At 40.1% G+C, this 12,250-nt stretch carries 11 protein-coding genes; 7 read left to right on the forward strand and 4 right to left on the reverse strand.

Going from position 1 to position 12,250, the window contains the following annotated elements; genetic code table 11:
- Positions 1 to 1,473 (forward strand): transposase (locus tag CWB65_RS18425; RefSeq protein WP_138741178.1); only part of this gene is annotated, 1,473 nt, incomplete at its 5' end.
- Between the two features lie 354 nt (positions 1,474 to 1,827).
- Positions 1,828 to 2,229 (forward strand): hypothetical protein, encoded by a 402-nt coding sequence (locus CWB65_RS18430; RefSeq protein ID WP_502704848.1) that lies wholly within the window; start codon positions 1,828 to 1,830, stop codon positions 2,227 to 2,229.
- A 60-nt stretch (positions 2,230 to 2,289) separates the two neighbouring features.
- On the opposite strand, the gene CWB65_RS18435 is transcribed toward CWB65_RS18430, so the two are convergent.
- Positions 2,290 to 2,631, reverse strand: coding sequence for a zinc ribbon domain-containing protein YjdM (locus CWB65_RS18435; protein WP_138741179.1), 342 nt, complete (start codon positions 2,629 to 2,631; stop codon positions 2,290 to 2,292).
- A 305-nt stretch (positions 2,632 to 2,936) separates the two neighbouring features.
- Here CWB65_RS18435 and CWB65_RS18440 point away from each other — a divergent pair, with 305 nt between their 5' ends.
- The 3 genes from CWB65_RS18440 to CWB65_RS18450 are packed head-to-tail and all read left to right on the forward strand — an operon-like array spanning position 2,937 to position 5,975.
- Positions 2,937 to 4,331: a RimK family ATP-grasp domain-containing protein gene (locus CWB65_RS18440; protein WP_138741180.1), complete on the forward strand. Its 1,395-nt coding sequence runs from the start codon at positions 2,937 to 2,939 to the stop codon at positions 4,329 to 4,331.
- A gap of 4 nt (positions 4,332 to 4,335) precedes the next feature.
- Complete coding sequence (locus CWB65_RS18445; RefSeq protein WP_138741181.1) at positions 4,336 to 5,445, forward strand: GNAT family N-acetyltransferase/peptidase C39 family protein; 1,110 nt, start codon at positions 4,336 to 4,338, stop codon at positions 5,443 to 5,445.
- A gap of 17 nt (positions 5,446 to 5,462) precedes the next feature.
- On the forward strand, positions 5,463 to 5,975 hold the full coding sequence (locus CWB65_RS18450) for an MgtC/SapB family protein (RefSeq protein ID WP_024034059.1): 513 nt from the start codon (positions 5,463 to 5,465) through the stop codon (positions 5,973 to 5,975).
- 44 nt (positions 5,976 to 6,019) lie between these two features.
- On the opposite strand, the gene CWB65_RS18455 is transcribed toward CWB65_RS18450, so the two are convergent.
- The gene (locus CWB65_RS18455) at positions 6,020 to 7,246 is read right to left on the reverse strand and encodes a sensor domain-containing phosphodiesterase (RefSeq protein ID WP_138741182.1); all 1,227 of its coding nucleotides are present in this window, start codon (positions 7,244 to 7,246) and stop codon (positions 6,020 to 6,022) included.
- A 75-nt stretch (positions 7,247 to 7,321) separates the two neighbouring features.
- Positions 7,322 to 8,332 carry a GlxA family transcriptional regulator gene (locus tag CWB65_RS18460; RefSeq protein ID WP_138741183.1) on the reverse strand — a complete coding sequence of 337 codons (1,011 nt, stop codon included), beginning with the start codon at positions 8,330 to 8,332 and terminating at the stop codon, positions 7,322 to 7,324.
- 124 nt (positions 8,333 to 8,456) lie between these two features.
- Here CWB65_RS18460 and CWB65_RS18465 point away from each other — a divergent pair, with 124 nt between their 5' ends.
- Positions 8,457 to 10,364 (forward strand): beta-ketoacyl synthase, encoded by a 1,908-nt coding sequence (locus CWB65_RS18465; protein WP_008131598.1) that lies wholly within the window; start codon positions 8,457 to 8,459, stop codon positions 10,362 to 10,364.
- A gap of 155 nt (positions 10,365 to 10,519) precedes the next feature.
- The gene (locus tag CWB65_RS18470; protein WP_138741184.1) at positions 10,520 to 11,542 is read left to right on the forward strand and encodes an energy transducer TonB; all 1,023 of its coding nucleotides are present in this window, start codon (positions 10,520 to 10,522) and stop codon (positions 11,540 to 11,542) included.
- Positions 11,543 to 11,608: 66 nt separating this feature from the next.
- On the opposite strand, the gene CWB65_RS18475 is transcribed toward CWB65_RS18470, so the two are convergent.
- Positions 11,609 to 12,025, reverse strand: coding sequence for an MgtC/SapB family protein (locus CWB65_RS18475; RefSeq protein WP_006794759.1), 417 nt, complete (start codon positions 12,023 to 12,025; stop codon positions 11,609 to 11,611).
- Between the last annotated feature and the right edge of the window lie 225 nt (positions 12,026 to 12,250).

Here is a 12,250-nt window from a genome sequence, read left to right on the forward strand (position 1 = left end):
ATTTTACCAGGTACCTTTGAGTATGCGCTTTGTTATATTGTCGAAAATAAACTCGACTTGTCGGGCTTTGACGCGTGGTATAACAACGATAAAACGGGTGCTGCGGCGTATCCGCCCACGGTCATGTTAAAGATTATTTTACTCGGTTATGCGCATGGGTTAATAAGTAGCCGCCGAATAGCCAAGGCCTGTGAGAACAATATTCTGTTCATGAGTGTGTCAGGGGATATTCAGCCGCATTACACATCAATAGCGGGTTTCGTAGCCAAAATGCACGAACAGATTGAGCCACTATTTACGCAAGTATTGATGATATGTGATGAAGAAGGCTTGATAGGCCGTAACCTATTTGCCATTGATGGGTGTAAATTAAAGTCCAATGCGAGTAAAGAGTGGAGCGGCACATTTGATGAACTAGGCCGTAAAAAAGCAAAACTAGAGCGCGCAAGCAAACGTATTATTGAACGCCATCAAGCCCAAGATGGCCTAAGTGAAGAACTTGTCACTCAGGACTTAAAGCAAAAAGAAAAACTCGATAAAAGCGCTGCTAAAATCACGGAGTTTTTAGCCACTCACAAAGAAAAAACAGGCAGTAAAGGCAAGCCAGTTAAAAGTAATATCACCGACCCCGATAGTGCGAAGATGACGACCTCAAAAGGGACAATTCAAGGCTACAATGGCATTGCGATAAATGACGACAAGCACCAAATTATACTGCAAGCACAAGCATGGGGCTCAGTGGGCGAGCAACAAACACTCCAGCCAGCCGTTGAGCAATTAAAACGACAACTTGATAAATTAAATACTGATAAAATCACAGACGAACGGACAATTAAGTTCACCGCAGACAGTGGGTTTAACAGCGAAGCAAACCTAGAGTTTATGGCGCAAAGTGGGTTTGATACATACATAGCCGATAATCAGTTTAGAAAACGAAATCCGCTATTTAAAGAGAGTGAAACCTATGAAACAGAGCAAGAAAAACGCCGATTAAAACGCAGTAAAGGAAAGCCTCGGTTATTGACCTCAAACGACTTCCACTATGATGAAGCAACCCAAACCTGCCGGTGCCCCGCAGGCAATGATATGTGGCGAAGCGGAGTTAATGTAAACAGCCACAACCAACAATACACCCGATTCTGCGGTTACTTAAGAGACTGTAAAGTATGCCTACTGCAACAGCAGTGCATGCGAAAGCCACCTATAAAAACGGGGCGACAAGTTCAGTTTAAAAATGATGAATCGCGTAAAAAGTTAAGCTACATGGACAAAATGAAGGTCAAAATAGACAGCCCGATGGGGCGACGGCAGTACAGTAAACGACTTGGCTGTATAGAGCCGGTGTTCGGGAATATTACAGTGAATAAAGGCATGAATAAACTGACCTTACGGGGTCAAACGAAAGTGAATGCGCAATGGCAACTGTACTGCCTTGTTCATAACATAGAAAAGCTGCAAAACAGGCTGCATTAAAAAAGGGGAGCCCTTTTAAGCCAAAATATGCCAATCAAGCACCTGTAACTCCCTCTAAAATAGCCATTAAAACAACCGTACATTCTCTTTTTCTATTTTACGTGAAATAGCGATAACTGATTGAACCAAAATAGGAACTCGGCTATGGTTGATTCATCAATAAAAATAAATTTAAAACGAGTTAATCTACAGGCTCGTTAGGAGTCAGAATGGAAACTGATAATAACTAATTATACACCTACTTAATTTTTGAAATTAAGATGGATGCCAGTCTAAATAAATAGTTTGTTCGGACCAATTTTCGCTACGTTTCAAATGCCCGCTGAGCTAGGCAGCAGTAAACAAGGAAGTACTTTGATTCATAGATTTTTATCAATATCCGCGATGCTCTTTTTACTGTCAGCTTGCACAACAGGTGAGCTTTATTACACGAAGGCTTCTGGCGAACGTGTTTTAGGGTGTGATGTGGAGTTTGTTGGCTTACCAAGCGTGGATAAGTTTGCGGTTGAATATGCACTAAGCCTTTGCGCAAAAAGCTCTGTGAAAAAAGGGTATTCCATAGATAAAGAAAAGGAATATCTACTTACCCTAGATCTTAAAATTCCAGAGCCAAAATGTGGTGAATCATGGAACCATAAGTCGGCAAAAGAGCTGTATAAAACCGGCAAACTGTCAAAGAAGGAATATGGCTATATTGTTGCTCATATAGACCTGGGTTTAGCGGTTGTTTACGAATGCTCACCAATAACTAAATAATAATCAATTATTTTGATCGTTTTGGCGAGACATGCAGGATGGTTTCCCCCTTTATCCGACCTACGAATTAGCCTTTTTCACAAACTTCGCTGTTACCATCATTTCGCCAATACCATCTACTTTACAATCTAGCTCGTGATCTTTTTTATCAAGCACACGCCTAACAATCGCTTTGGTGCCAATTTTAATAACTTGTGAGCTGCCTTTAATTTTTAAATCTTTCGCTACGGTTACTTTATCGCCATCACTAAGTAGAGTTCCATTGGCATCTTTAACTAAAATTGCATCTTCATCGCTTGTACTATTTGGGTTCCATTCATAGGCGCATTCAGGGCATATAAGCAGTTGCTGGTCTTCGTAAACATATTCAGATTGGCACTGGGGGCAGGCAGGGTGTGACATTTTTAACGCTCATAAAATATTAATTTTACGTATTTTAATCTGCATTAATAGGAAAATATAGTTAATCAATATTTTTTATCTTCACGCTAAAAATATCTCGTTTGTGTGGTTTTTAAAAAGGGCATATAAAGCAGATGTCGCTTAAGCAATTTAAGCGCTAACACTTACAGTAGGTATTTGTTAAAGCACCCATCGTATTAAGTGATACGCGCAATGCCCACTTAGTACGCTGGGTGTTTCTATTTATAGTGCTGAGTATTTTATTAGGCATGCTTTTTATATTTCTGACTTAACTAGGAAAAGTCGTGTTTAAAACCTTAATAGTGGTTGATAACAACGAGCAAACCCTTGCTCAATCGTTCGACAATGTAATTACGTTTAATAGTTACTTACGTGATTACCCAAAACATAATGAACCTAAAACCCGCATTATTAATTTATGCGACTCAAGCCAATACTTGAGTAAAGGTTACTATTGCTCATTACTTGCAGAGGCCCGTAAACACCAAGTATTACCCAGCGTTAAAACAATAAACGCGCTTCGAAGCGGTCAAGCTCCTATGTTAAATATTGGCTCTATTGATGGCGAAATTTACTTTGGTAATGCCTTAAACGAGCTACAAAGCAAAGCGGCTAAATCGGTATTTAAGCAATACCCAGCGCCTATTTTATATGTAGATGAGCAAGGCTTGTTACAGCAAGGTTCGCTTAGCACTTTAAACGATGAGCAATTCAGCAATTTTGTAGCAAAACTAAATACGTTTACTCAAACCCAATGGCGCATTGGTACTGTGCAGCACCGTTTTAGATGGGATATGGCAATCCTTGTTGATCATAACGAAAAAGTACCACCGAGTGATAAAGACGCCATTGCCCGTTTTATAAAAGCAGCTGCTAAACATGGTATTAATGCGAAAGCATTAAGCTTTGAAGAAATAGACAACATTGCCCAGTTTGATGCGTTATTTATTCGCCAAACTACAGCAATTGACCACCCAACGTATCGCCTTGCTAGTAAAGCGCAAAGCCTTGGTTTAGTGGTTATTGACGATGCTGAATCTATTTTACGTTGTTGTAATAAAGTGTATTTACACGATGCGTTTAATTATCAAAAAGTGCCGAGCTTAAAAACGGTTGTAGTGGCTGATCAATCAGCGCAAACGCTTGAGCAATTAGAAGAGTCGTTTACCTATCCGCTGGTTTTAAAAATGCCTGAAGGGTCGTTTTCAAAAGGGGTATTTAAAGTTGCAAACCGCAGTGAGCTTGAGGCTAAACTAACCGATCTGTTTGAACATAGCGCATTGGTACTTGCACAAGAGTACATGTACACAGAATACGATTGGCGAATAGGTGTATTAAATGGCCGCGCTATTTATGCGTGTCGCTACTTAATGGCGCGTAATCATTGGCAAATTTATAATCACGATGCTAAACGATTTTTCTCTGGTGGCTTTGAAACGCTACCTAGCTTTGAGTTACCAAAAGCCGTGTTAGATGCCGCTTTAAAAGCATGTAAAACTGTGGGCAAAGGCTTATATGGCGTAGATGTTAAAGAACATCAAGGCAAAGCATATGTGCTTGAAGTAAATGATAATCCAAGTATTGATCACAAAGTAGAAGACGGCTATTTAGGTGACGAGCTATACATGATCATTATGGACGAATTTAAACAACGTTTAGAAGCACGAGGCCGTGGGTAGTAACATGAATAACCTGGTTATTCGAAAGGCTATTGGTAGTGATTTAACTGCACTGATTGACGTTGAAAACGCGTGCTTTAATAACGATAAATTGAGCCCGCGTAGTTTAAAGCGTTGGTTAAGTGCTAAGCACGGTATTTTACTAATTGCAGAAAATGGCGAGCAAGTATGCGGCTATGGGCTTGTGTGGTGCCATAAAGGTACGCGTTTGGCGCGTTTATATTCGCTTGCTGTAAAACCCACAATGCAAGGTAAGGGCATTGCAAAAGCACTGCTTACAAGCCTTGAAAAAGAAACGTGTGAGCGCGGGCGACTTTACTTACGATTAGAAGTAGCGGTAAATAACGAAAGTGCGATAGGGCTATACAAAAGCTTGGGTTACAGAGTGTTTGGCCAATATAGCGATTATTATGACGATCACAGTGATGCACTGCGAATGCAAAAAAATATTCGTCAAACGCGTGAACTTAAATTAGCGCGTTTAACGCCGTGGTATCAGCAAACAACAGAGTTTACCTGTGGGCCAGCGGCGTTACTAATGGCAATGGGGGCACTTGAGCCAATAACGGAGCTTAGCCAATCACATGAGCTGGCACTTTGGCGCGAAGGCACCACCATTTTTATGACATCGGGCCACGGTGGTTGCCATCCTTTTGGTTTAGCGTTGGCGGCTAATAAACGCGGCTTTAAAAGCGAGGTAATGGTAAATACCACAGAGCCTTTGTTTTTAGATGGCGTACGTAATGAAAATAAAAAAGTGGTGCTTTCAACAGTACACCAACAATTTGTAGAGGGTATTGCACAGGCAAATATACCGCTTAGCTATAAAGATGTTGAGCTTGAGCATATTGAACAGTGGTTAAGTCAAGGCTTTAGTGTGCTGTTACTAATTAGCACATACCGGTTTGATGGTAAAAAATCACCTCATTGGGTGTGCGTTACCCACCTTGATGAGCACTGCGTGTATGTTCACGACCCGTTTTGCGAACCAGGAAGCGATAAACAACTCGCTATTGATTGCCAGTATGTGCCTATAGCGCGAAGTGATTTTAGTAAAATGTCAGCATTTGGTAGCCAACGGCTAAGAACCGCAGTAGCCATTGCTAATAATTAATAGGTTTTAAGTAAAGAGTGACTTTTTTAGATTTAATTGATGTAGCGCCTTATTCGTGGGCGGCCATTGGTACCGCCGCTTTTTGCGGTGCCATAATTGGGTTAGAGCGCCAGTTACGCGGTAAACCTGTGGGTATTCGTACCTCAGCTTTAATAACTCTGGGCACGTATTTGTTTTTATCGACCGCGTTTAACTTACAAGGCGATGTGATTGATCATTCGCGTGTAGTAGGGCAAATAATTACAGGTATTGGCTTTTTAGGTGCAGGGGTCATGCTTGCAAAAGACGGCGCTGTAGTAGGGGTAACCTCTGCTGCAACCATTTGGGTGCTTGCCTCAATTGGCGTAATGATAGCCACCGACAATTTAGGTGCTGCCATTAAACTTTCGGTGCTGGTGGTTGGTATTTTATACGGTGTAGATGTACTGGAGGCAAAATTTAAAAGCCTAAGCAAAGGCGTACACACTAAAGTAAAAAATTATCAAAAGCGTTACTACCGAAAAGACTTTAACGACACAGAGCGCCACTGATTTAACGCCACTAATTTAGTGGCGTTATTATATGAGTGTATTAGCTAAAGCGTGACTGCTTGGTACTCTATTGCCTCGTTAATAGGCGCAGGGCGACCAATAAAGTAGCCTTGGACGTTATCTACTTTTAGCTGCCTTAATGTGAGAAGCTCTTCTTTATTTTCGATACCTTCAGCTACAATCGTACAATTAATTGCTTTTGCAAAACCACATAATGCTTTTGCGAGTAAAAACTTTCTTTGGTCGTTATTTATATTTTCAGTCAGGCTTATATCAAGTTTTATAATATCGGCTTCTAACTCCAATATGTGCTGAAAAGACGAAAACCCAGCGCCTACATCGTCAATTGCTAGTTTTACGCCTTTATTTCTCAATGGCTCAAGTGCCGCGCGCATAGCTTGGTAATCTAAAATAGGCGAGTGCTCTGTGACTTCTAATATAATGCGGGTGCAATCAACATTTTGTAATACATTATTAATTGAGCCCGATAATATATGTGCAGGGGATGTATTTATAGTCACGTAGGCATGTGGGGCAAGTTCATCCATACAGTGTAGGGTGTTTTGTATAGCAAGAATTTCCAGTGCTTCACCTAGCCCTAAGTCGTCGGCGTCTTTAAACCATACATCGGGGGTTTTGTAAGGTTGAGTAAAAAAGCGTGAAAGCGATTCATAACCCGATAGCTGATTCGTCGCTAGGTTAAAAATTGGCTGAAAATAAATAGTGATGGCATTTGTTTTTATAATATTTTCAATCAGTATTTTTGTTTCATTACTTATGGTGTCTGATTGTGATCTTTGTTCAATGAGCTCGGTAGCAAGCTCTGAAATTAGTTTTAAAAAAGCCAGATCTCTATCATTTAAGTTGTCATCAAATGTGGTTTTATAACAGCAAAAGGTACCGTACGTTTTGCCTGATGCTAAAACAATCGGCACACCTATGTAAGCGCCTATATTTAATTTTTTGGTGACCGGCATAGCCTTAGTAATAGGGTGTTTATGTGTGTTAGGAATTATTGGTTCAAGGTCGTTGTCTGAAATTTTTTTACAGTAAGTCTCACAAATAGGATCTGAATTACCTACTGATACGCAGTGGTTATCGGTATGATTATCGACCACCTTAAAAACCCGATCTGTTTGTGTAAATTCTGATATAAACGCCACATCCATTTTAAGATGTTTGCGCACAAGCGAAAGTAACCTTAATAACTTTTCATCCACTGAGCCATTATTTTGTTGTTCAAAAAGGTGCTGTTTTATCTCATCGCTCATACAATAACCTAGCTAGGATTTTAGCTAATAGTGTAATTTATATAAGGAAAAAAGCCACTTAATTGCAGCTTTGCATTAGCCAAATAGTTTTCTTCGTACTACTTTTCTGTACTCGCTTGGCGTTTGACTAAGCACTTTTTTAAACACGCGGGTTAAATGACCTTGGTCGTTATAGCCGACTTCAAGTGCTACTTCTTGAATCGTTAAATTAGATGAAGCTAATAGCTCTTTAGCGCCTTCTACCCGTAATTGTTGCCAATATTCTATAGGGCTTTGATTAGTCGCAAGCTTAAAGCGGCGGGTAAATGTACGGTAACTCAAACTAAATTGGGCGGCTACTTCTTGTAAGTTTAACTCGCTGGCTAAATTAGTTTTAAGCCAAAACTGAATTTGCGCTATGAGTTCATCTGGATGGCGGTCAACCGCGCCTTCAAGGTAACGCTGATCTTCGTATGGTTTACGTACTTCATGCGAAAAGTTACGCTCTACATGTTGCGCAGCGGCTTTGCCATAGTATTGGCTAATAATATGTACGATCACATCGGCAAGAGCATTTAAGCTTGCTACCGTATACATGCGCTCAGACTGGGTTATAAAAAAGTCGGGCTTTAAGCGCACTAATGGGTAGTCCTTGCTAAATTGTTTGGCGTAATGCCAATGGGTTGTTGCAGGATGCCCATCAAGTAAGCCCGCTTCTGCAACGAGGCAATTACCCGTACCTACACCAATTATATGACTGCCGGTTTCAAAGCTTTCTTGTAGCCATTCAACCACTTCTTTATTAGTACGAACGACAGGGCGAGGGTTTCGCCAAATCCCAGGCACAATAATTAGGTCGTTGTAGGGCGCGTTATGTGTGGTGCAGTCGGGAACTATGGCAAGCCCAGTGCGGTTTTGTATTGGCTCATTATTTTTAGCAATCAAATTTATACTAAGAGGTCTAAAATCCGTGTGGCTTAAATGGCCTTTTGCATAAGCCTCACCCGCTCTTAGCATTTCAATAGGCAGTGTTAAACTGGTAATAAGTAAATGCGGGTACACTGCTATGGCAATATTTAACGCTGGGTTTACTGATTTTTTATGCATGTGAATGCTCCGACCAGTACTTTTTGGCCTTTAATGCTGAATATTTGGCTATTAAAGCACAAAGCGCTGTGATTAATCCAATTAAACTGTTGGCTTCTCCTATAACACGTTTTAAAGGTTAATTATGACAGCATTACCCGTAATAGTAGGCATGGGTGGTATTAACGCCGCTGGCCGTACTTCTTTTCATCAAGGTTACCGCCGTATCGTGTTAGACGCATTAAACGCACAAGCTCGTAGTGAAACATTTTTAGGCCTCGCCACATTAATGAACTTAGTACGCGTTGTTGATGGTCAATTACAAGACACAAACGGTAATAATGTTGAGCAAAGCGACATAGAAGCACGCTTTGGTGAGCAAATTATTGCTGGGACGCTTATTCGTAAAATTGAAAAAGAACATTTTGATGCAGATGCCACGCCTTGGCAGCAAAAAATGACATTAAAGACATCTGATGAAAACGCGATTGTATTTGAAACTCGCGCACGCGATTTACCAAGTCCAGTACCTGCAAGTTGGAAAGTACAAGAGCTTGAAGGTAAAAAGGTAAAAGTGACTATAGCGGCAGAGCTAGACGTAAAGCTTGATTCTACACGTGATAACCCAATTAAATCGGCGGGGCAGTTTCCTACCGGGTTTGATCCATCAATTATGTATAACAGCCGTTATCAGCCACGCGGTTTGCAAGCCACCATATTTGCTGCAAACGATGCGATTAAATCAACAGGCCTTGATTGGCAACGCATAATGAATAGCGTAGAGCCAGATAAAATTGGTACTTATTCAGCCTCGGTTATTGGCCAAATGGACGACAAAGGATTAGGCGGTTTAGTTAAAGCACGCCAGCAAGGCGATCGTGTTAGTACAAAGCAATTAGCACTTGGCTTAAACACGATGTCGACTGATTTTATAAACGCCTACGTTACAGGTAATGTAGGTACTACGTTTTCTACCTCGGGTGCATGTGCCACATTTTTATATAACTTACGCGCTGCAGTAAACGATATTCAAGCAGGGCGCACCCGTGTTGCGGTGGTAGCAAGTGTTGAATGCGCTATTACGCCTGAAGTGGTAGAAGGCTTTGGTAATATGAGCGCCCTTGCAAATGTTGAAGGCCTGCGCCGTTTAGATAACTTAAGTAGTGAACAAGAGCCCGATTACCGTAAAAGCAGCCGCCCATTTGGCGAAAACTGTGGTTTTACATTAGGTGAAGGCGCACAAGTCACTATTTTAATGGATGATGCATTAGCACTTGAGCTTGGTGCAGATATTATGGGCTCAGTACCTGATGTATTTGTAAATGCCGATGGCATTAAAAAATCAATCACCTCACCGGGTCCGGGTAACTACATTACAATGGCTAAATCTGCGGCATTGGCAACAAGCTTATTGGGTAAAGAGGCGCTACAAAAGCGTAGCTTTATTTTAGCGCATGGTTCTAGCACGCCGCAAAATAGAGTAACAGAATCTCTTATTTACCATAAAGTGGCACAAACCTTTGCCATTGATAGCTGGAAAGTAACGGCGCCAAAAGCTTATGTAGGGCATACAATTGCCCCCGCAAGTGGCGATCAACTTGCTATTGCGCTGGGGGTATTTAGCCATAATATTATGCCGGGTATTACTACCATAGATAAAGTGGCCGACGATGTTTATGCAGATCACTTAGATATACGTAACAGCCATTACGACTGTGGCGACATGGACATCGCCTTTATAAACTCAAAAGGTTTTGGCGGTAATAACGCCACAGCTACAGTACTTAGCGCTAAAGTAACACTACAAATGCTTGCTAAGCGCCATGGTGATAAAGCGATGAGTGATTACGCTTATAAAAATACATCCGTTGTTGCTTTGCAAAATACCTATAAAGCGCAAGCTGACCTTGGTAAGTACGAATTAGTATATCGTTTTGGTGATGGCGCCATTGACGATAACGACATTGTAATTGGCGAAGACGGAATAGAGCTTCCTGGTTTTGATAAAGCAATTTCGTTTAATACAACCCACTCCTATCAAGATATGTTTTAAGCACACATACTTGAAACCCAAGGCGCTTAATAAAGCGCCTTTTTTATATTTATTAGCCTATAGTTAAATTTTGGTTAGTTATAAATATAAGCTTGCATCTTTTTATAATGTTTGTTTCTATAATAGCTACTTTGCGTTCTAGGATGGATAATCAAATGAAAAAACTCTCTATAGCTCTTTCTATATTACCTGCGTTAACTTGTGTGCCAGTAATGGCAGATTTTGTGCCAGCTGAAGTTGTTAAGGACAACTACAATAAACAAACAAATACATCTTCTCGTGTGTCACGCTTTGAAGGCTTAAATTTAAGTAGTTATGTTGTGAATGAAAGCGGTCAGGTTAGTGATATAGAAATTGTTGCATCTATCGGGCAAGACAAATACAAAAGAGAAGTTGTTGAGTATGTGTCAAAACTAAATTACAAGAGTGCTCAGGTCGATGGTAAAGCTGTGCCTAGTGCCAAGCTTATTACAGTGACTTCTCAAAACCTGCACTTGGGGTACACTAACGACAAAGCAACGCATGGCTTTTTTAATGATTATGAAACGGCAAGTAATCTAATTAATGAAAAAAAATTAGACGAAGCGCAAATTAAAATAATAGAGCTAGAACGCGACCATGCTAAAAATACTGTTGAAATAGTATTACTTTCATGGCTAAAAAGTCAGCATAGCTACTTTACCCAAGATTGGATTGGCTTTGATAAACATATTAATAATGCATTTTTATTTAGAGATAATTTACCAGATCAGATTAAAGTGCGAGTGGTAAAAAATGCTTTGCAATGGTTTATATCTAAACAGGACTACGTGCGCGCTTATGATGCAATTGATGCCCTAGGAAATATTAAAGCCTTTGTTTTTACAGATGAAAACAAGCAGCAGTTGCTAGCTCAAGTTAATGATATTTATAAAAATTCAGGCGATATAAACCAACAAATAGCTATTGAGACAGATCAAGCTGTTATGCCTTTACTGTCTAAAAGTGAGGTTGTGCTTGAGTCAACAATGCCACTTAGCAAGGTTCAACTGCGCTGTGAAAATAAAGTGGTAAATTACAACACAAGCGCTATTGATAAAATTGTCATTTCTAAATATGATTTACGTTGCGGGTTATTAATTAAAAGTGCGCAAGCACAAACAGTAACGCTAAAACAAAGTGGAAATGCTTTTTTGTAAAGACCAAAAAAATATTTTTATTTAAAACCCCATATATAACGATGGGGTTTTTACTTTTAAGCTATATTACTTCAATTTTTTTACATACCTGAGCGTTATAAAGTTAATAATAGCTAGCAAAATGGCTACTTCATATCGGTTATTTGCTACAGCAATACCAATTAATCCCATATTCCATATGCTCGCTGCTGTCGCAGTACCTGATGTTGACTGGTTATTTTTCAAAATTGCGCCACCACCAATAAAACCAATACCTGTTATTATTCCTTGTAACATTTTAGATTGTGCTTCAGATGAGTCTAGTACCGACATGGCTATAAGTGCATACCCACACGATGCAACTGCTACTAACGGAAATGTTCTTAGTCCAGCGCCGTCTTTACTTCGCTCTCTATCGTAGGCCATTGGCAAGGCTAGGGCGTAGGCAATACCTAAATGAATTAAGTTATCTAAGATTTCATTCCACTGTAAATCAAATTCCATTGCGATTCTCTATTAAAAAACTTAACTTACAAAAGCAATTGCCACGCCAAGTATAAAAACATTTAAAATCAATGTGTTGTTTTTTATTTTAGGTTGATTTATAGCATATTTAGTAAAATGTACACATTGGTTGAATCGCCCCGAGTTCATCGGAGACCAGTTTGTTTAAGTCAGGCCACTTTACCTGACTCGTTTAAATTATCATAGTAGTCTGTTTCATATTGC

Origin of the sequence: Pseudoalteromonas sp. S554, assembly GCF_005930865.1 — a bacterium.
In the GTDB taxonomy this organism is placed as follows: Bacteria; Pseudomonadota; Gammaproteobacteria; order Enterobacterales; family Alteromonadaceae; genus Pseudoalteromonas; species Pseudoalteromonas marina.